Genomic DNA, 18195 nt, shown 5'->3' with positions numbered 1-18195 from the left:
GGAGGCGCTCATGGCCGTGACGCTGGAGGGGCATACGCCTCAGCCCCGCCCGCCTCAACCGCATGCACCCGAGGGAAAGGCCGCACCCCTTCCATGACTTCGTTCCGTCCCGCCCCCGCCTGGCTCTCCGACGCCGTCTTCTACCAGATCTATCCGCAGTCCTTCGCCGACTCCGACGGCGACGGCATCGGCGACTTCAACGGCATCACCGCGCACCTGGACCATCTGGCCTGGCTGGGGGTCAACGCCGTCTGGATCAACCCCTGCTTCACCTCGCCGTTCCGCGACGCCGGGTACGACGTCTCCGACTACCTTTCCCTGGCGCCGCGTTACGGCACGGACGACGACCTGGCCAGGCTGGTGGCACAGGCGGGGCGGCGCGGGATCCGGGTGCTGCTCGATCTGGTGGCCGGGCACACATCCGACCGGCATCCGTGGTTCACCGCGTCGACCGACGACCCGGGCGACCACCGCTACATCTGGGCGCCCGAGGGCCTTCCGAACGGTTTCGTGCCGTCCCCGGGGAGCCGTCCCGGCGCGTATCTGCCGAACTTCTTCGACTCCCAGCCCGCCCTCAACTTCGGTTACGCGCGCAGGGATCCGGCCGAGCCGTGGCGGCAGCCGGTCGACGCCGAGGGGCCGCGCGCCAACCGGGCCGCCCTGCGCGACATCATGGACCACTGGCTGCGCCTGGGCCTCGCCGGATTCCGCGTCGACATGGCGCACTCCCTCGTCAAGGACGACCCGGACCGCAGGGCCACGACCGAGGTGTGGACCGAGCTGCGCGGCTGGCTGGACACCGCCCACCCGGACGCGGTGCTGCTCTCGGAGTGGGGCGATCCGGCCGTGTCCGTGCCGGCCGGGTTCCACGTCGACTTCTTCCTGCAGTTCGGCGGACCCACCAACGGCGGCCCCCTGCGCTCGCTGTGGAACAACGGCGAGGGCACCGCATCCGAGGAGTGGGACCCCGTCGACTGCTTCTTCGACCCGAGCGGCAAGGGCTCGGCGCGTACGTTCGTCGAGGCGTGGCGGGCGGCCCGCGAGGCCATCGGCGACGCAGGGCACATCTCGCTGCCCACCTCCAATCACGACTTCTCCCGCCTCAACTGCGGCCCGCGCACGGCCGAGCAGCTTCCGGCGGCGTTCGCCTTCCAGCTCACCTGGCCCACGCTCCCGGCGATCTACTACGGCGACGAGATCGGCATGCGCTACATCCCGGGCCTGCCCGACACCGAGGGCAGCGTGCTCGGGCCGCACTACAACCGCGCGGGCTCGCGCACCCCCATGCAGTGGGACGACAGCGCGAACGCCGGTTTCTCCACCGCCACGGCCGACCGTCTCTATCTCCCCGTCGACCCCGACCCGCAGCGCCCCGACGTGGCCGCCCAACAGGCCGACGACACGTCCCTGCTGCACCTCGTGCGCCGCCTGATCGCCCTGCGCAAGGCCTCCCCGGAGCTGGGCCCCGACGGCTCGGTGGAGGTGCTGCACAGCGGCTATCCGTTCGTGTACGTCAGGGGCGGGCGCCATCTCGTGGTGATCAATCCCCGCAGCACACCGGCGGCGTTCACCACCGATGCCGTGGGCTCGACGGCCCCTCGGGCCCTGGAGGCGGACGGCGTGGAGGCCGGGAGCGGCACCGTCACGGCGCGAGGATTCGGGTACGGCGTCTTCGATCTGCGTGCCGCATCAGCCTCCGATTGAGTCCCGACGGGACAGATGTCCCATTGGGACATCGCGGGTGTACAGTCGAAGACATGAACAAGGCGACGGAATCCGGCCCAGGAGCCCCGGCCACCGACCGGGGCGGCGAGGACCGCAGGCAGCGCAAGGCCCGGCAGACCCGGGAAGCGCTCGCCGACGCGGCCATCGACCTGATCCTGGAGCACGGCCTCGCGGCCGTCACCGTGGAGGCCGTCGCCGAGCGCGCCGACGTCACGCGCCGCACCTTCAGCCGCCACTTCGGCAGCAAGGAGGCCGCGGCGCTCGACTTCACCCGCGCCGACGGCGACCGCATCAACGCGGCCCTGCGCACCCGCCCCGCCGACGAGCCCCCGCTGGCCGCCTACCGCGCGGCCGTGCGCGACTGGCTCACCGACCCAAAGACCCCGGGCCTGCACCGCCGGGCCCGGACGCGGGCGCTGCTCGCCCTCGTCGACACGGAACCCGCACTGTTCGCCGCGTACGAACGCGTCCGGGTCGACGCCCAGGACGAGTCCGTCCGGATCATCGCCGACCGGCTCGGCACCGACCCCGTCCGGGACCAGCGCCCGGCCGTCGTCGTCGGTGCCGCCGCCGGAGTGCTGACCGCCGCCCTGCGCAGCTGGGCACGCGGCACGCACGGACACGACGCAGACCTCACCGCACATGTGGAGCGGGCCTACGCCGTCCTGACCCAAGAGGCAGCCCTCGCGGCCTCCCACATCGCATGAGGAAAGTGAAGAGCACCATGAGCACCACCCCCGCCACCACCGTCCCCGACTACGCCACCGAGTTCGCGGGCAGGACCGCCCTGGTCACGGGCGCCGCATCCGGCATCGGTCTGGCCACCGCCCGCCGCCTCGGCCAGGGCGGCGCGAACGTCGTCATCGCCGACTTCAACGCCGAGGGCGCCGAGAAGGCCGCCGCGCAGCTCCTGTCGGAGGGCGTGAAGGCCGCCGCGGTCGCCGTGGACGTCACCGAGCCCGCGTCGGTCGAGGCCGCCGTGCGATTCGCCGTCGACACGTTCGGCGGGCTCGACCTCGCCGTGAACAACGCGGGCATCGGCGGCGAGAGCAAGCCGACGGGCGCGTACGACATCGACGTCTACAACCGCGTCGTCCGCACGAACCTCGACGGCGTCTTCTACTCCATGCGCTATGAACTCCCCGTCCTGGAAGCCGCGGGCGCGGGCGCCATCGTGAACGTCGCCTCGATACTCGGCTCCGTCGGCTTCGCGGGCTCCCCCGCCTACGTCGCCGCCAAGCACGGCGTCGTCGGCCTCACCAAGACCGCCGCCGCCGAGTACGCGTCGAAGGGCGTCCGCGTGAACGCGGTCGGCCCCGGCTTCATCGAGACGCCGCTCCTGCAGAACATGGACAAGGAGGCGTACGACGCGCTCGTCTCCCTGCACCCGGCGGGCCGCCTCGGTCACTCCGAGGAGGTCGCCGAGCTGATCGTGTTCCTGCTCTCGGAGCGGGCCTCGTTCATCCACGGCAGCTACCACCTGGTGGACGGCGCGTACACCGCCCGCTGACCCCTACGGCCGCCGGGCCTACGGCTTGGTGAAGTCGACGTCCTGGGCCCTCGCGACGATCTCCACCTCGTCGCCGAGGGCCCATTCGGCCACCCGGGACACCATCGCCGCCGGGACCACGTCGCTGATGCCCTCTGCGGCCGGGATGTCGTACGTCGCGTGTGCGTCGTGCGGCAGGACGACACGGAAGTCCAGTTCCAGGGCACTGCGCGCGGTCGCCAGCACGCACATCTCGGACTGCACCCCGCAGATGGCCAGGTCCCGCACGCCCGAATCGGCGAGCAGGTCCGCGAGTCCGGTCTCCTCGAAGCCGTCGTCGACGGTCTTGCGCAGGACCCTCTCGCCGCGGTCGGCGTCCGCCGGAAGGTGTATCTCCCAGCCCTGAGTGCCGGGTTCGTCGACGGACCCCGGCTCTCCGTCGTTCTGGAGCTGTACGACGAGGGCGCCCGCGGCGCGGGCCCGCGTGATCAGGTCGGTCGTCCGGGCCAGGACGCGGGCCGCTTCGGGCACGGCGCCTTCTCCGGTGACGAAGGCGGACTGCATGTCGACGACGATCAGCGCTTGGACGGGCTTGGCGGGATGTGCCGATGACTCACTCATGGTCCACCATCTTGCCGTTCGCCATGATCAGGCGTACATCGCCCAGGGCCTGAACGTCCTTGAGCGGATCGCCGTGCACCGCGATCAGGTCGGCGCGGTAGCCCGCGGCCAGGCGCCCGACGTGGTCGGCGATGCCCAGGGCGTCGGCTGCCTCCGTGGTCGCCATGTCGATGACGCGGTCGGGTTCGATGCCCAAGTGCTGGTAGAAACCGAGGCTCTGGGCCAGACCGTCGCAGCCCGCACGCTGCACTCCCGCGTCCGTTCCGGCGATCAGGCGCGCCCCGTGCTCCGCCATCGTGCGGACCTGGTCGAACATCGCCTCGGCCCGTTCGGCGCCGAAGAACATGGGCAGCATCCGCCAGTTCGGGCTGATGGTGGGGCAGATCCGGATGCCTTTGGCGACGATGGCGTCCAGGACGTCCTCGCGCAGGTCGAACCCCTTGCGCGTCATCCAGGTGCAGTGCTCGATGGTGTCGACGCCCGCCATCACGGCGGCCACGATCCCCGCGGTGCCGTGTCCATGGGCGGCGACCGGCAGCCCTGCCCGGTGCGCCTCGCGGACGATCACGCGGATGTCGGGGGCGCCGAACTGGGGCTGCCAGGTGGCGGGGCCGCCTCGGGTGAGACCGCCGCCGGTTGCCATGACCTTGATGACGTCCGCGCCGAGCTCGGCGTTGCGCCGCACCAGCGCACGGATCTCGCTCTCGCCCTCGACCTCACCGCCCAGGAACCAGCAGTGGCCGCCTTTGGTGGTCAGCGGTGTCGTGGCGGCGACGATCCGCGGTCCCGGCACCCGGGACGCGGCGATCTCCTCGCGCAGGCGCAGGGTGAGGCGGCCCCGGTCACCCAGATCGCGCACCGTGGTGACACCGCTGCGCAGGAACTGCAGCGCCCGCTCCTCCATCGCCGCCATGAGGGTGGTGTCGCTGTGCGCGTCCAGGACCGCGACGGGGTCCTTGCTCGCGTCGAAGACCAGGTGGACATGGGCGTCGATGAGTCCGGGAAGCACCGTGGCGTCGGGCAGCGCGAACCGCTGCGACACGCCGCGCGCCAGGGGCTCGACCTCGGCTCGGGCGCCCACCGCGACGATGTCCGTGCCCTGGGTCAGTACGGCGCCGTCCGTGACGTACCGGCCACGCGGGCCGGTCAGGACCCGCCCTGCCGTGAGCAGCGTCTGGCTCGTCTCGCTCATCTCTGCCTTTCCAGGAAGGAGTTGGAGGAGCCGGCGTGATGCCGGCCTCCATCGTCCGTCATGGGAGGGCAGAACGTCCGCCGCGCGACCGGGAGCGGAAGGCATGTTCGCGCGGCGTCCCGCGGGTACCCATAGCCTGGGCCGAGTGCCCGCGCAGGACGTCGCAGGATGTCGCAGGACGGAGGTCAGGGTCTGATGAGCACGGAAATCAAGGTCCTCCTTGTTGCCGGCGCGATTCTGGTGGCCGCGACACTCGCGGTCGCGATCGCGCTGCTCGTACGTCTGGTCCACGCGCGGCGCACTCTGCGCGCGGCGGGGCTGCCGGTCGAGCGCCAGTGGGTGTTCTGGGGCGCGGTCGCCTATCTCGTCCTGCCGGCCGATCTGCTGCCCGATCCGGTGTTCCTCGATGACATCGGGGTGCTGGTGCTCGCGCTGCGGTCGATGAAGTCGGCGAATTCAGGCATCGGGGGGCGTGGGGCGCAGTAGGGGGCGTCGCAGGTGCCGGGCTTTGGTCAGCAGCATGTGCATCCGCTCGGTCACCTGGGTGACGTCCTCGACGGGTTCGTCGAAGGCGAGCCGGACGTCCGCCTGGCTGCGGGCCTTCTCCAGGCGCAGGGTGAGGGCGTAGCGGTCGATGGCCAGCGGGCGTACGCGCACCACTCCGTGCAGGCTGTCCGCGCAGACGAGCTTGGTCAGCTGCTCGACGGCTTCCTCGTGCGCGTCGGCGAGATGGGTGAGCAGCCGCGACTCGGCCTCGGCCAGCGGATCGGGGGCCGCCAGGGCGAGTTCGTCGAGGTCGATGCCGATCCGGCCGCCGGTGGAGTCGTGCAGCACGGCGCAGGTCGGCGCGAAGATGAATCCCTCCCCGTCGGGCACCAGCGACCCCGAGAGCCACAGCCGGGCCCGGATCCGGTCCCTGACCGGCACGGGGGCGACGTCGGCGAACTCCACCAGGGTGGACGGTTCACCGCGCGGCGCGCAGATCATCGCGGTGGCCAGCGCGCTGTCGGGGGGCGGGGACAGCAGGAGGATGCCCTCCGGCGTGACGCTGTGCGCGCCGACGAGTTCATCCCTGCCGATCTCCGTGGTCACCGCACAGGACCACGCGGTGGTGAGCAGTGAGCGAGCGCGTGCCGCTGCGGTGGGCACGGACGTGCTGGCGTGACGGACACCCATCCTTGAACCTCCATTAGGTAAGCCTTGCCTAACTTATCGGAGATCGCGGAACAGGGCCAGTACGCGAAAGGCCCCGCGCGGCGAACCACACGGGGCCTTTCGGATGCAGCGTGGTCAGTGACCGCGGGCGATCCACTCCTCCAGGTGCGGCGCCTCCGCGCCCACGCTCGTGCTGTCGCCGTGCCCGGTCCGCACCACCGTCTCCGGGGGCAGCGTGAGGAGCCGGTCCCTGATCGAGTCGACGATCGTCGGGAAGTCGCTGAACGAGCGGCCCGTCGCTCCGGGCCCGCCCGCGAAGAGCGTGTCGCCGGTGAAGACCGTGCCGAGCGCGGGCGCGTAGAGACTGACGGCGCCCAGGCAGTGGCCGGGGGTGTGCAGCACCTTCAACTCCGTGCCCGCCACGGTGAGTTCCTGCCCGTCGGACAGCTCGCCGTCAGGGGCGCGGTCGGGGTGGGTCTGCTTCCACAGCTCCGCGTCGGCGGGGTGAAGGAGGATCGGCGCGCCGGTGCGGTCCGCGAGCGCGGGGGCCGCGTCGATGTGGTCGTCGTGGGCGTGCGTGCACACGATCGCGACGACCCGCCGCTCCCCGACCACGGCCGCGATGGCGTCCGCGTCGTGCGCGGCGTCGATGACCACGACCTCGCTGTCGTCCCCCACGATCCATACGTTGTTGTCGACGTCCCAGGTGCCCCCGTCGAGGGAGAACGTGCCCGAGGTGACCAGGTGGTCGATGCGCGCCGCCATCAGAGGACCACCACCGAACGCAGGACGTCCCCGTGGTGCATCCGCTCGAACGCCTTCTCCACGTCCGCCAGGGCGATCGTCTCCGTGACGAACGCGTCCAGGTCGAGCCGCCCCTGCTGGTAGAGATCGATGAGCATCGGGAAGTCGCGTGAGGGCAGGCAGTCGCCGTACCAGCTCGACTTGAGCGCGCCGCCGCGCCCGAAGACGTCCAGGAGCGGCAGGTCGATGCGCATCTCCGGTGTCGGCACGCCGACCAGGACGACCGTGCCCGCCAGGTCGCGTGCGTAGAAGGCCTGTTCGTACGTCTCCGGGCGGCCGACCGCCTCGATGACGACATCCGCGCCGTTGCCGCCGGTCAGCTCGCGGACCGCCTCGATCGGGTCCGCGGAGCGGGAGTTGACGGTGTGCGTGGCACCGAGGTCCTTGGCCGTCCGAAGCTTCTTGTCGTCGATGTCGACAGCGATGATCTTCGCGGCTCCGGCGAGCCGCGCGCCCACGACCGCCGCGTTGCCCACACCGCCACAGCCGATGACGGCGACCGAGTCGCCGCGCCCCACGTTGCCGGTGTTGATGGCGGCGCCGATGCCGGCCATGACACCGCAGCCGAGGAGCCCCGCCGCGGCGGGCGACGCGGCCGGGTCGACCTTGGTGCACTGCCCGGCGGCGACGAGGGTCTTCTCCGCGAAGGCGCCGATACCGAGCGCGGGCGAGAGCTCCGTGCCGTCCGTGAGGGTCATCTTCTGCTGGGCGTTGTGCGTGTCGAAGCAGTACTGGGGGCGGCCGCGCAGGCAGGCGCGGCACTGGCCGCACACCGCACGCCAGTTGAGGATCACGAAGTCGCCCGGCGCGACCTCCGTGACACCGTCGCCGACCGACTCGACGACGCCCGCCGCCTCGTGGCCGAGGAGGAAGGGGAAGTCGTCGTTGATGCCGCCCTCGCGGTAGTGCAGGTCGGTGTGACAGACACCGCAGGCCTGCACCTTCACCACGGCTTCCCCGGGCCCCGGATCCGGCACGACGATCGTCTCGATCCGTACCGGCTCGCCCTTCGCGCGCGCGATCACGCCCTGTACCTGCTGCGCCATGAGGTCAGCCCCTCTTTCTTCCGGTCCAGCTTCCGGCGTCACTTACTCGTCCGGCATCACATGTTCTTCCCGCATCCTCACAGACCGGGCCGCTCCGCGACGACCCCGCGGACCCGGCCTGATCCAAACGAGAGGCCCTAGGGTGGTCGCGTGCGCGATCTCGCTGCTCAAGCCCTGCTTCCGGTCAACGCGACGCTCGGTGTGGCGCTCCTGGTCCTGCTGCTCGCCGCGGCCACGACGGCCGCCGTTTTCCGCCTCTCCCCCGACGGGTCGCACGGCAGGGCGCGGGAGATCCTCGTGGCCGGGGCACGGGCGGCTCTGCAGCTGGGCGTGGTGTCCCTGGCGATCGGCTGGGTGATTCACCATGTCGTGGCGCTCTTCGCCTTCCTGCTTCTGATGGTCACCGTCGCCGCGCGCACCGCGGGGCGCCGCATCACCGCCAACGGCAGCTGGTGGTGGGTGGCGCTGCCGATCGCGGGCCCCGTCGTCCCGGTGGTGACCTGCCTGGCCCTGGCCGGGCTCCTGCCGGTGCGCGGCATCGCCATGATCCCCGTGACCGGCATCCTGATCGGCGGCGCGCTGACCGCGACGGTGCTCGGCGGGCGCCGCGCCCTCGATGAGCTCCATTCCCGCAACGGCGAGTACGAGGCGGGCCTCGCCCTCGGGCTGCTCGCCCGGGACGCCCGGCTCGAGGTGATCCGCCCCGCCGCCTCGGACGCCCTGCTTCCCGGACTCGACCAGACCCGCACGGTGGGCCTGGTCACGCTGCCGGGCGCGTTCGTCGGCATGCTCCTGGGCGGCGCGTCGCCGGTGCTCGCCGGCGCGGTGCAGCTGTTCGTCCTGATCGCCCTCATGGCGGTCCAGGCGATCGCGGTGGCCGCGACCGTCGAGCTGGTCGCCTGCGGGCGCCTGAACCGGGCGGGGACCGAAGTGATCGGCGGGGCCGCGTGAGCGTAGGGTCCGCACCATGTCTGTCTACGAAAATGCAGAGATCGGCGCCCTCCAGGGCGGCTCGGCGAACCTGGGCCAGTACCTCGGCAAGGCCGTTCTGATCGTCAACGTCGCCTCCAAGTGCGGCCTCACCCCGCAGTACGCGGGCCTCGAGCGTCTGCACGAGAAGTACGCGGCCCGTGGCTTCACCGTCCTCGGCGTGCCCTGCAACCAGTTCATGGGCCAGGAGCCCGGTACGTCGGACGAGATCGCCGAGTTCTGTTCGGCGACGTACGGCGTGACGTTCCCGATGACCGAGAAGGTCGACGTGAACGGCGACGACCGGCACCCGCTGTACGCGAACCTCGTGGGCCAGGCGGATGCCGAGGGGCACACGGGCGACATCCGCTGGAACTTCGAGAAGTTCGTGATCAGCGCGGACGGCGACGTGGTGGCCCGGTTCGGCCCGCAGACCGAGCCGGACGCTCCCGAGGTCCTCGCCGCGATCGAGGCGAACCTTCCGAAGTAACGCACGGCAGGGGCGCGGAGTCGCCGAACTCGACGGTCTGCGGGCCTAGCCCGGGAGGGCCTGGCCGCCCAGCCCCTCCCGGGCCAGGCCCGCGAGGGCGGTCGCCTCCGCGCTGCCCTCGTCGGCGCTGAACACGTGCACCACGAGCCCCGTCTCACCGGGGGCGGCCGGCACGTGCAAGGTCTCGAAGTCCAGGGTGAGCAGCCCGGCCTCCGGGTGCCGCAGCCGCTTGCGGCCCGCCGCGCACATCACGACCTCGCCGCTGTCCCAGATCCGGCGGAACTCGGCGCTGCGCGCGGCCAGTTCGGTGATGAGCGCGGCCAGCTCCGCGTCCTCGGGGTAGCGCCCCGCCGCCACCCGCAGCTGGCCCACGGCCTCCGCCGCCCTGTCGCCCCAGTCGGGGAACACCTCGCGCGACGCCGGGTCGAGGAAGAGGAACCGGGCGTTGTTCCTGTCGCGCCGCCGTGGTTCGGCCAGACCGCCCATCAGCTCTGCGCCGAGGCCGTTCCAGGCCACCACGTCGAGGCGGTGGTCCGTCGCGAAGGCCGGGAAGTCGGCCATGGAGTCCAGGATCCGCCGCAGCAGCGGGCTGACCCGGGCCGTGGGCGCGGGGTCGCGCCGGGCCGCGGCCAGGGTGGCCAGGTGCCCGCGCTCCGCCGCGTCGAGGCCGAGCGCCCCGGCGAGCGCGTCGAGCACCTCGGGGGACGGCTGGGTGGCCCTGCCCTGTTCGAGACGTACGTAGTAGTCCACGCTGATCCCGGCGAGCTGGGCCAGCTCCTCGCGGCGAAGGCCGCGCACCCGTCGGCGACGGCCGCCGGCGATGCCCACGTGCTCCGGCGCCACGCGCCCCCGGCGGGCGCGCAGAAATCCGCCGAGTGCCCGGCGGGTGTCGCCGATCCCGTCACTGCTCTTCATCTGGTCCACGCCGTCCATGGATCAAGTATGCGTGGCCCTCGCAGTACCAGGATCGGCGTTCCGACGGTTCAACAGGGTTCTGGCTCGCCCGTCCCGTCCGGGAGAACGTGGCGTCATGAACGAAGCCACGCCCCAGCAGCCGAAGAAGATCCTCGTCGTCAGCGCCCATCCGGAACCCCGCTCGCTCAACGCGTCACTGGCCGCCTTCGCGGTCGACGAACTGCGCGCGGCCGGGCACGAGGTGGAGGTCTCCGATCTGTACGCGATGAAGTGGAAGGCGACGGTGGACGCCGACGACTTCCCCGACCACGTCGCCGACCGGCGGCTGCACGTCATGGCCACCTCCGAGCGGGAGACGCTCGCGGGCCGCCTCTCGCCCGACGTCGCGGCGGAGCAGGAGAAGGTGCGCCGGGCGGACGCGGTGATCCTGCAGTTCCCGTTGTGGTGGTTCTCCGCGCCCGCGATCCTGAAGGGCTGGATCGACCGCGTGTTCACCGCGGGGTTCGGCTACGGCCCGGCGGTCCCTCCGCCCTACAGCGGGGGCGCGCTCGCGGGGCGGCGGGCTCTGGTGTCGGTGACGGCAGGGGCCCGGGAGTCGTCGCTCTCCGACCGCGGCATCCATGGCCGCCTGACGGACGTCCTGCATCCGCTGCAGCACGGCCTGTTCTTCTTCACCGGCATGGAGCCACTCGAACCGTTCGCGGTCTACGCGTCGAACGACCTGCCGGAGGATCGGTTCGCGGCGGCGAAGCGGGCGTACGGGCGTCGGCTCGACGGGCTGTTCACGGATGAGCCCGTGCCGTTCCGGTCGCTCGTCGGCGGCGACTACGACCACGACATGCGGCTGCTGCCCGGCGTGGAGGCGCCCGGGACGAGCGGACCGGATCTCCACGTCCGGCCACGCGGCTGAGCGGCGGGCCCTTGGAGGACGGCGGGAGCGAGGGGGCGGCCATGGCGACCGAACCCATAACTCCCCTGGCGTACGGCGCTATCCGTACGTCTTCTTCCACCGCGCCCGGTGCCGGGTGTCCCCCTGGCCCGCACCGCTCACGCCGAGCAGCGACTCCAGCGAGGCGCCGCTGTTCCACAGGCCCAGGTGGTCACGGTGCACGGCCACGATGCCGTGCCCTGCCGCGAAGGTCTCCGAGGGGCGGCTGAACCGCGTGGTCGTCACGAAGATCGCCACATCGGCCCCGAAGTGCACCCGCGAACCGAGGAGATCGCGCATCTCGCGGCTCGCTACGGTGCTGCTCGGCGCGTAGCGCTTGCACTGGACGACCATGGTCCTGCCGTCCGGGAGCCGCCCGACGACATCGGCGCCGTTGTCCCCCGCCCCGCCCACGCGGCGCACTTCGGTGCACCCGTCCCTGCGGCACAGCTCGGCGACCAGCTCCTCGAACTCGGTGCCGGTCATCGCGTCCGCCCGCGCGAGCGTCCGGTGGCCCGCCCGCACCGCGTCCTCGCGCCGCCACGCGCGATCACGGCCGCGCGCCATCCGGTCCGTGCGCCACAGCCACCACCCCACGAACCCGAGGCCACCGAGGATCAACACCCCTGCCGCGTAGGGCCAGATGGCCGACCAGAACACCACCACCAGGAGCAGCAGGGCGGCGCCGCCCACCGCACCCGTCCTGCGCCTCGCCTCGCGCCGCCTGCTCGCCGCCGTACGCCGTCCCCGTCGAGCGGTCATCAGGGCCCCCTCCGCCGTCCTTGCACAGCAGTGTGGGCAGGGACGGCGGGTTCGGGAAGAGCGCACGCACACACGGTCGCCGGCCACCCCGTACATCCAGCCGGACCAAGCTGACCTGCGGGCTTCGGGCCGCGCTCATACGGTGGCTGAATGGTCATCAGGTACCTCCCGCGCTCCTCATCCGTCCGCACCGCGGCCCTCGCGGTCGCCGCTCTGGTCCTCCTGCCCACACCCTTCGCCACGGCCGCCACAGAAGAGCCCACGCCGCCCAAGCCGGGCCCCGCGTACACCTCGGACCTCCTGGACCGGCCGGGCGTCCAGGCCCGCCCCGGTGCCGGCGCCCCGGCCGTCCCCGCCGACGTCTCCGCGCTCTCCTGGCTGGTGGCCGACGCCCGTTCGGGCGAAGTGCTCGCCGCGCACAACGCGCACCGTCAACTGCCGCCCGCCTCCACCCTGAAGTCGCTCTTCGCCCTCACCGCGCTGCCCCACCTGGACGCCGTGGCCCGGCACAAGGTCACCCAGAGCGAGCTCTCCGAGGTCGGTGAGGGCAGCAGCCTCGTGGGCGTGGAGGCGGGGCGCAGCTACACCATCGCCGACCTGTGGCGTGGCGTGTTCCTCAGCTCGGGCAACGACGCCGTCCACGTGCTGGCCGAGCTCAACGGCGGCTGGCAGCAGACCGTCCGTCAGATGCGCGCCAAGGCCCGCTCCCTGGGCGCCCGCGACACCCATGTGGTCTCCCCCGACGGCTACGACGCGGCGGGGCAGGTCTCCTCGGCGTACGACCTTGCGGTGTTCGGCCGGGCGGGGCTCGCGGACCCGCAGTTCGCCCGCTACTGCTCGACGTCGGTCGCCAAGTTCCCGAACGGCAACTGGTCCTACCCCATCCAGAACACCAACCGCCTGCTCACCGGAGCCGACGGCGTGGCCCGCTACCCCGGCCTGCTCGGCATCAAGAACGGCTACACCAGCCACGCGGGCAACACCCTGATCAGCGCGGCGCAGCGCGGCGGCCGCACCCTCATCGTGTCGGTGATGAACCCTCAGGTGAGCGGCGGACACCGCGTGTACGAAGAGGCCAGGTCGCTCCTCGACTGGGGCTTCAAGGCGGCGGACCACGTCAGGCCGGTGGGTTCGCTGATCCCCAGGAGCGAGAGTCAGGGCACGGCGCAGGGTCCCGCGCACGCCGCCGAGCTCGCCGCCCATGGGGTCGAGGCGGACGGCTCGGACTGGACGGCGATCCTGCTCGTCGTCGCGGGTGCGGCGGCCCTGGTGGCGGGTTCGGTGGTGGTGATCCGGCGGCGGCGGACGGTCCGTGCCTACCGCTTCGCGGGGCGCCAGTAGCCGAGCGCGTGCACGCGCTGTTTCGGGATCGAAAGGTCCTTGCGGACGTATGAGGTGAGGGCCCGGGTCGTCGTCGTGTCGCAGGTGATCCACGCGTACACGTCGGTGGGGTCCTCCACCAGCGCGGGCAAGGCGGCCTTGACCTCGGCGACCAGGTGGCTTCCGGCGTCGCGTCGCTCCACCCGGTGCAGGTCGTGCAGGGCCGGATCGAGGCGCAGGTCGAGGTCATGGTCCGAGGCGTGCTGCGTCTCCAGCCAGACGGTCGCCGGCACGTCGGGCATGGCGGTGAGGAGTGAGTTGACGGCCGGGACCGCCGCCGTGTCCCCGATCACCAGGAGCCGTGCGGGTGGCGGCTCCGGCACGTCGAAGCCGGTGCCCTGCAGGGTGGCCTCGATCCTGTCCCCCGCACCGGCTTTGCGCGCCCAGTCGCTCGCGCGGCCGTCGTGCAGGGCGAACTCCAGGCTGAACGTACCGGCGACGGGATCGGGGTCCACCAGGGTGTAGGCGCGCTGGTGGTGCCTGCCGTCCGCCTGGTCGAACCACAGACGCACCCACATCGTCGGATGCACTCCGGTCTGCGCGAGCATGCCGCCGTCCGTGAGGCGCAGGCGCCGGTAGTGCTCGGTGACGTCCTCGGCGCCGGTCACGGTGAACTCGAAGTCCTTGCCGCGGAACAGCTTGAGGACCGCGCCCTCCCAGCCGTGCCCCATCGGATTCCCCTCCCCTGAGCGGCCGGAAACCGCCCACCACGATTGAGTTAGGGCAGCCTAACCTAATCATCGCCGGGCACGTACGGCGCGCTCAGACTCCACCGAGGAGGCGGGCGAGATCCTGGTCCAGGTCGAGCCCCGCGGCCTCGCGCCCCGTACCGACGACCGCGTACGTACGCAGCAGGAATCGCCGCAGCACGGCTCTGTCGAACTGGACCAGGGCAAGACCCTGCGGCGCATGGAACTCCAGAACCGTGCGCGCCCGCCCGCACGGCCAGATGTGCACGTCACCGCCGCCCGCGGGGGCGCGAAGGCCCTCCTCAAGGAGCTGGCGGGCGAAGATCCAGGTGACTTCCGCACCGTCGAGGGAGGCCTCCGGCGGGAAGGTGATCTGGACGGCCAGGGGGTCGGCCGCCTCGTAGCGCAGGGTCACGGGCAGTGGGCGCTCGCGCCCTTCAGAGGTGACCAGGCGGGCGCGGGCGGGCTGCTCAAGGGTGACGGCCATGATCGGACTCCTCTTCTGGCGCAGCTGCCGCTGCTCGCTCTGCTTTCTTCCGTGACTGTTCGAGTCCGTGGCGAGGGTGTTCATTACGCGACACGCGGGCCAATCCCTGTGACCTGCGCCACTCCCGCATCACAAGTCAGACATTTACCCCTTAGTGTTTCGAATTCGTCCGAACCACCCGCAGTGGGACCGGGAGAGTGCTCTGCCATGACCGACGTATCCGCCGACGTATCCGCCGACGGGCCCGTCACCACGCCCGCCACGGCCACGTACTCCCGCATCTACGAGGAGGAACAGCCCCGCCTTGTCGCCTACGCGCGCTCGCTGACCGGCAACGCCTGGGTCGCCGACGATCTCGTCGCCGAGGCGCACTTCCGTGTCTGGCGGCGGCTCTCCGCGGGCCACGAGATCGAGAACGTACCGGCGTACCTCATGACGACCGTGCGGAATCTCGCGGTGGCCGTGGGGCGCGATGCCGGGCGCGAGACGCCGCGTGATCCGCATGCCGCGGAGGCCGTCGGCGCGGTGACCAGTAGCGGTGACGACCCCGGCGACCGTGTGTCCTCCGTGGATCTGCTCGGCCGCGTGCTCGGGCAGTTGCCCGAGCGGTGGGTGAAGGCGCTGTGGCTGGCCGAGGCGGAGGGGCAGCCGCTGGAGACGGTCGGCCGCCGGATCGGCGCCGGGCAGGGCGCGACGGCCGTGCTGCTCCACCGGGCCCGCGAGGGGATGCGGCAGGCTTTCCTGCGCGCACATCCCGGGACGCCCGAGGATCCCGCGTGCGAGCAGCACTGGGACCGCATACCCGGCCACATACGCGGCGAGGCCTCCGCCCGGCAGTCCGAGCAGCTCCTCGCCCATCTCGACGCGTGCGCCGACTGCCGGGGCAGGCTCGCGCTGCTCGCCCGCGCGAACGATCGGCTGCCCGCGCTGGTCGGACCTGCGCTGCTGATCCTCGTTCTGGGGGGCGCGGGCGAGTTCCTCCTGCCGTTGGCCGCGGGTTCTGTGGGGGTGGGCTCGGCTTCTGCTTCTGCTTCTGCTTCCGCTTCGAACGGGCATGGCGGTTTGCTGCACGGCGTACGTCACGTCCTCACCGGGGGCGGCAAGCTGCCCGCTGCCGCGGTGGGGGTCGTGGGCGCGTCCGTGGCGGGGGCTGCTGTGGCGGCGGGGCTTGTGCTCGGGGGGTCGGGTGCGGGTTCGGGTGCGGGTTCGGGCCATGCGGTGCCGCCGCAGCGGGCTGCCTCGGTCGAGAGCGGGGCGCCGGAGCGGCCTTCCGCTCCGGCGGGTCCTGTTGCTCGTCCGCCGGAGCCTCGTCCGCCGGAAGCACCTCGTCCCGCGGCTCCGGAGCCTCCGGAGCAGAAACCCGCCGCCGAGGAGGCTCCAGTTCCGGCGAAGCCGGAGGCGCCTGTGCCTGAGCCGCCGGTTCAGCCTGAGCAGCAGGGTTCGGCGGAGCCGGTGGCTCCGGTGGCGCCTCCTGAGCCGGCGAAGCCGGTCGCGCCGTCTGCCGAGCCGACGGAGCCTGTTGCGCCGCCGGTCCCGACGCCGACCCCTACTCCCACGCCTACGCCTACGCCGCAGACGCCCACCCCGGAGCCCACTCCGGTGGACCCGACTCCGGTCGAGCCGACCCCGGTCGAGCCCACGCCTCCGCCGGAGCCGGTCTGTGAGCCCTGGGTCGGGCCGATCTATATCTGCCACAGCCCGTAGGAGGGGGTCGGGGCGACAGATTCAGTCCCCAACCCCGCCCCTTCCCGAAAACCCTCTGGCGCGGGGGCCTTGCGCACCGTCATCACCGGCTCTGCCGAGTTCGTCCTCAAACGCCGGACGGGCTGGAAGATTCCGGCCGGGCTGGAGAATTCCAGCCCGGCCGGCGATTGAGGCCATCCTGTACGGGAGTCCAGAGGGCGGAGCCTCCTGGTTTCGGGAAGGGGCGGGATCGGGGAACAGACACCGCATGCTCCTAGCCCGCCTCGCCCACGTGTCCGCCGCCGTGGCCACCACCCCCGCCCGTTCCCAGAAGATCGCCCTCCTCGCCGATCTCTTCCGCGCGGCCACCCCCGCCGACGCCCCCATCGTCATTCCCTACCTCGCGGGCCGCCTCCCCCAAGGGAGGCTCGGCATCGGGTGGAGTCTGCTCAAGGAGCCGCCCGCGCCCGCCGTCGAACCCACCCTCACCGTTCAGGCCACGGACAATGCCCTGACCGCCATCGGCGCCCTCTCAGGTCAGGGGTCACAGGCCGGACGGAAGCGGTTGGTCAGGGAGTTGATGGGGGCCGCCACCGGTGAGGAGCAGCGGTTTCTCTTCGGGCTGCTGACCGGTGAGGTCCGGCAGGGTGCACTCGACGCCATCGCCGTGGAAGGTCTCGCCCGAGCCACCGAGGCCCCGCCGGCCGCCGTGCGTCGCGCGGTGATGCTGGCCGGAGCGGTGACCCCTGTCGCCGAGGCTCTCCTCGCCAGGGGGCCGAGCTCCCTGGACGAGTTCCGGCTCAGCGTCGGCCGGCCCGTGCTCCCGATGCTGGCGCACGGCGCGGGATCCGTGACGGAAGGCGTCGGCAAGCTGGGGGTGGCGTGCGCCGTCGAGGAGAAGCTGGACGGCATCCGGGTCCAGGTGCACCGCGACGGGGACGACGTCCGCGTCTACACCCGCACCCTCGATGACATCACCGATCGGCTCCCCGAAGTCACCTCCACAGCAAGGGAGTTGGCAGGGGAAGCCTTCATCCTCGACGGTGAGGTCATCTCGCCCGGCGGCGACGGCAGACCCCGGCCCTTCCAGGAGATCGCCGGACGCGTCGGGTCCCGTGTCGATGTCGCCACCGCCGCCGCCGGACTTCCCGTGTCGCCTGTCTTCTTCGACGTCCTTTACAGCGACGGACAGGATCTGCTCGACCTGCCGTTCGCCGAGCGGCACAGTCACCTGGCGCGGCTCGCGCCCGAACCGATGCGGGTGCGGCGCGCCCTCGTCGACGACCCCGCCGACGAGGCTCAACTCCGCGTCGGCGAGGAGTTCTTCGCCGATACGTTGCGTCGCGGCCATGAAGGCGTCGTGCTCAAAGCCCTCGACGCGCCGTACAGTGCCGGCCGCCGTGGTGCGAGCTGGCTGAAGGTCAAGCCGGTGCACACCCTGGATCTCGTGGTCCTCGCCGCCGAGTGGGGGCACGGGCGGCGGACCGGCAAGCTGTCCAACCTCCACCTGGGCGCCCGGCGCGCGGACGGTACGTACGCCATGCTCGGGAAGACCTTCAAGGGCATGACCGACGTGATGCTCGCCTGGCAGACCGAGCGGCTCCGTGAGCTCGCGGTCAGCGACGACGGATTCGTGGTGACCGTACGCCCCGAGCTCGTCGTCGAGATCGCCTACGACGGGCTGCAGAAGTCCACCCGCTATCCGGCCGGCGTCACGCTGCGCTTCGCCCGGGTCGTCCGCTATCGCGAGGACAAGTCGCCCACGGAAGCCGATTCCGTCGAGACGGTGTTGGCGGAGGGTCAGTCTTAGGCGCGAGGCGGGATCTCTACCACCAAGTTCAGGCAAAGAACGGGCCGATA

General features: G+C 71.8%; 19 protein-coding genes. 10 read left to right on the top strand and 9 right to left on the bottom strand.

The window, feature by feature from the left end; translation table 11 throughout:
• The first annotated feature begins 93 nt into the window (after positions 1-93).
• The 3 genes from M4V62_RS38485 to M4V62_RS38475 are packed head-to-tail and all read left to right on the top strand — an operon-like array spanning position 94 to position 3235.
• Entirely contained in the window at positions 94-1704 is a 1611-nt protein-coding gene (locus tag M4V62_RS38485; RefSeq protein WP_249591822.1) for an alpha-amylase family glycosyl hydrolase, read from the top strand.
• A 53-nt stretch (positions 1705-1757) separates the two neighbouring features.
• Positions 1758-2432, top strand: coding sequence for a TetR/AcrR family transcriptional regulator (locus M4V62_RS38480; RefSeq protein ID WP_249591821.1), 675 nt, complete (start codon positions 1758-1760; stop codon positions 2430-2432).
• Between the two features lie 17 nt (positions 2433-2449).
• Complete coding sequence (locus M4V62_RS38475) at positions 2450-3235, top strand: SDR family NAD(P)-dependent oxidoreductase (RefSeq protein ID WP_249591820.1); 786 nt, start codon at positions 2450-2452, stop codon at positions 3233-3235.
• Between the two features lie 18 nt (positions 3236-3253).
• Here the strand turns inward: M4V62_RS38475 and M4V62_RS38470 are convergent, their stop codons facing one another.
• Positions 3254-3835 carry an isochorismatase family protein gene (locus M4V62_RS38470; protein ID WP_249591819.1) on the bottom strand — a complete coding sequence of 194 codons (582 nt, stop codon included), beginning with the start codon at positions 3833-3835 and terminating at the stop codon, positions 3254-3256.
• Positions 3828-5027, bottom strand: coding sequence for an amidohydrolase family protein (locus tag M4V62_RS38465; protein WP_249591818.1), 1200 nt, complete (start codon positions 5025-5027; stop codon positions 3828-3830). The genes M4V62_RS38470 and M4V62_RS38465 overlap by 8 nt, the downstream gene beginning before the upstream one ends.
• 195 nt (positions 5028-5222) lie before the next feature.
• Here M4V62_RS38465 and M4V62_RS38460 point away from each other — a divergent pair, with 195 nt between their 5' ends.
• Complete coding sequence (locus tag M4V62_RS38460) at positions 5223-5513, top strand: YkvA family protein (RefSeq protein WP_249591817.1); 291 nt, start codon at positions 5223-5225, stop codon at positions 5511-5513.
• Here the strand turns inward: M4V62_RS38460 and M4V62_RS38455 are convergent.
• From M4V62_RS38455 to M4V62_RS38445, 3 genes are all read right to left on the bottom strand, one after another.
• Complete coding sequence (locus M4V62_RS38455; protein WP_249591816.1) at positions 5484-6203, bottom strand: DUF2470 domain-containing protein; 720 nt, start codon at positions 6201-6203, stop codon at positions 5484-5486. The two genes, M4V62_RS38460 and M4V62_RS38455, sit on opposite strands and share 30 nt — an antisense overlap.
• Before the next feature lie 114 nt (positions 6204-6317).
• On the bottom strand, positions 6318-6947 hold the full coding sequence (locus tag M4V62_RS38450; protein WP_249591815.1) for an MBL fold metallo-hydrolase: 630 nt from the start codon (positions 6945-6947) through the stop codon (positions 6318-6320).
• Positions 6947-8032 (bottom strand): S-(hydroxymethyl)mycothiol dehydrogenase, encoded by a 1086-nt coding sequence (locus tag M4V62_RS38445; protein ID WP_249591814.1) that lies wholly within the window; start codon positions 8030-8032, stop codon positions 6947-6949. Before M4V62_RS38445 ends, M4V62_RS38450 begins: the two co-directional genes overlap by 1 nt.
• Before the next feature lie 150 nt (positions 8033-8182).
• On the opposite strand from M4V62_RS38445, the gene M4V62_RS38440 reads away from it, so the two are divergent.
• Complete coding sequence (locus M4V62_RS38440) at positions 8183-8983, top strand: ABC transporter permease (RefSeq protein WP_249591813.1); 801 nt, start codon at positions 8183-8185, stop codon at positions 8981-8983.
• Positions 8984-8999: 16 nt separating this feature from the next.
• Positions 9000-9491, top strand: coding sequence for a glutathione peroxidase (locus M4V62_RS38435; protein WP_249591812.1), 492 nt, complete (start codon positions 9000-9002; stop codon positions 9489-9491).
• Between the two features lie 45 nt (positions 9492-9536).
• Here the strand turns inward: M4V62_RS38435 and M4V62_RS38430 are convergent, their stop codons facing one another.
• Positions 9537-10424 (bottom strand): helix-turn-helix domain-containing protein, encoded by an 888-nt coding sequence (locus M4V62_RS38430; protein ID WP_249591811.1) that lies wholly within the window; start codon positions 10422-10424, stop codon positions 9537-9539.
• Between the two features lie 97 nt (positions 10425-10521).
• On the opposite strand from M4V62_RS38430, the gene M4V62_RS38425 reads away from it, so the two are divergent.
• Complete coding sequence (locus M4V62_RS38425; protein ID WP_249591810.1) at positions 10522-11316, top strand: NAD(P)H-dependent oxidoreductase; 795 nt, start codon at positions 10522-10524, stop codon at positions 11314-11316.
• Positions 11317-11394: 78 nt separating this feature from the next.
• Here the strand turns inward: M4V62_RS38425 and M4V62_RS38420 are convergent, their stop codons facing one another.
• Positions 11395-12096, bottom strand: coding sequence for a restriction endonuclease (locus M4V62_RS38420; RefSeq protein WP_249591809.1), 702 nt, complete (start codon positions 12094-12096; stop codon positions 11395-11397).
• Positions 12097-12246: 150 nt separating this feature from the next.
• Here M4V62_RS38420 and M4V62_RS38415 point away from each other — a divergent pair, with 150 nt between their 5' ends.
• Positions 12247-13437: a D-alanyl-D-alanine carboxypeptidase family protein gene (locus tag M4V62_RS38415; RefSeq protein WP_249591808.1), complete on the top strand. Its 1191-nt coding sequence runs from the start codon at positions 12247-12249 to the stop codon at positions 13435-13437.
• Here the strand turns inward: M4V62_RS38415 and M4V62_RS38410 are convergent.
• Positions 13413-14147, bottom strand: a complete 735-nt coding sequence (locus M4V62_RS38410; RefSeq protein WP_249591807.1) for a siderophore-interacting protein — start codon at positions 14145-14147, stop codon at positions 13413-13415. The two genes, M4V62_RS38415 and M4V62_RS38410, sit on opposite strands and share 25 nt — an antisense overlap.
• Positions 14148-14238: 91 nt before the next feature.
• On the bottom strand, positions 14239-14652 hold the full coding sequence (gene ssgD, locus M4V62_RS38405; RefSeq protein WP_249591806.1) for a spore wall synthesis regulator SsgD: 414 nt from the start codon (positions 14650-14652) through the stop codon (positions 14239-14241).
• Positions 14653-14859: 207 nt separating this feature from the next.
• Here ssgD and M4V62_RS38400 point away from each other — a divergent pair, with 207 nt between their 5' ends.
• Both M4V62_RS38400 and M4V62_RS38395 read left to right on the top strand, forming a co-directional pair.
• Positions 14860-16356 carry a sigma factor gene (locus tag M4V62_RS38400; protein WP_249591805.1) on the top strand — a complete coding sequence of 499 codons (1497 nt, stop codon included), beginning with the start codon at positions 14860-14862 and terminating at the stop codon, positions 16354-16356.
• A 247-nt stretch (positions 16357-16603) separates the two neighbouring features.
• The gene (locus M4V62_RS38395) at positions 16604-18145 is read left to right on the top strand and encodes an ATP-dependent DNA ligase (RefSeq protein ID WP_249591804.1); all 1542 of its coding nucleotides are present in this window, start codon (positions 16604-16606) and stop codon (positions 18143-18145) included.
• Positions 18146-18195 lie beyond the last annotated feature (50 nt).

The sequence above is a fragment of the Streptomyces durmitorensis genome (assembly GCF_023498005.1).
Classification (GTDB): Bacteria; Actinomycetota; Actinomycetes; order Streptomycetales; family Streptomycetaceae; genus Streptomyces; species Streptomyces durmitorensis.
The sequence above is the reverse complement of the archived record's forward strand: the minus strand, read 5'-3'. Positions and strand labels throughout refer to the sequence as shown.

Bases quoted from the DNA above. Each gene is read 5' to 3' on its own strand.
- M4V62_RS38485 (WP_249591822.1), top strand. From the start codon at position 94: ATGACTTCGTTCCGTCCCGCCCCCGCCTGGCTCTCCGACGCCGTCTTC.
- M4V62_RS38480 (WP_249591821.1), top strand. From the start codon at position 1,758: ATGAACAAGGCGACGGAATCCGGCCCAGGAGCCCCGGCCACCGACCGG.
- M4V62_RS38475 (WP_249591820.1), top strand. From the start codon at position 2,450: ATGAGCACCACCCCCGCCACCACCGTCCCCGACTACGCCACCGAGTTC.
- M4V62_RS38470 (WP_249591819.1), bottom strand. From the start codon at position 3,835: ATGAGTGAGTCATCGGCACATCCCGCCAAGCCCGTCCAAGCGCTGATC.
- M4V62_RS38465 (WP_249591818.1), bottom strand. From the start codon at position 5,027: ATGAGCGAGACGAGCCAGACGCTGCTCACGGCAGGGCGGGTCCTGACC.
- M4V62_RS38460 (WP_249591817.1), top strand. From the start codon at position 5,223: ATGAGCACGGAAATCAAGGTCCTCCTTGTTGCCGGCGCGATTCTGGTG.
- M4V62_RS38455 (WP_249591816.1), bottom strand. From the start codon at position 6,203: ATGGGTGTCCGTCACGCCAGCACGTCCGTGCCCACCGCAGCGGCACGC.
- M4V62_RS38450 (WP_249591815.1), bottom strand. From the start codon at position 6,947: ATGGCGGCGCGCATCGACCACCTGGTCACCTCGGGCACGTTCTCCCTC.
- M4V62_RS38445 (WP_249591814.1), bottom strand. From the start codon at position 8,032: ATGGCGCAGCAGGTACAGGGCGTGATCGCGCGCGCGAAGGGCGAGCCG.
- M4V62_RS38435 (WP_249591812.1), top strand. From the start codon at position 9,000: ATGTCTGTCTACGAAAATGCAGAGATCGGCGCCCTCCAGGGCGGCTCG.
- M4V62_RS38430 (WP_249591811.1), bottom strand. From the start codon at position 10,424: ATGGACGGCGTGGACCAGATGAAGAGCAGTGACGGGATCGGCGACACC.
- M4V62_RS38425 (WP_249591810.1), top strand. From the start codon at position 10,522: ATGAACGAAGCCACGCCCCAGCAGCCGAAGAAGATCCTCGTCGTCAGC.
- M4V62_RS38420 (WP_249591809.1), bottom strand. From the start codon at position 12,096: ATGACCGCTCGACGGGGACGGCGTACGGCGGCGAGCAGGCGGCGCGAG.
- M4V62_RS38415 (WP_249591808.1), top strand. From the start codon at position 12,247: ATGGTCATCAGGTACCTCCCGCGCTCCTCATCCGTCCGCACCGCGGCC.
- M4V62_RS38410 (WP_249591807.1), bottom strand. From the start codon at position 14,147: ATGGGGCACGGCTGGGAGGGCGCGGTCCTCAAGCTGTTCCGCGGCAAG.
- ssgD (WP_249591806.1), bottom strand. From the start codon at position 14,652: ATGGCCGTCACCCTTGAGCAGCCCGCCCGCGCCCGCCTGGTCACCTCT.
- M4V62_RS38400 (WP_249591805.1), top strand. From the start codon at position 14,860: ATGACCGACGTATCCGCCGACGTATCCGCCGACGGGCCCGTCACCACG.
- M4V62_RS38395 (WP_249591804.1), top strand. From the start codon at position 16,604: ATGCTCCTAGCCCGCCTCGCCCACGTGTCCGCCGCCGTGGCCACCACC.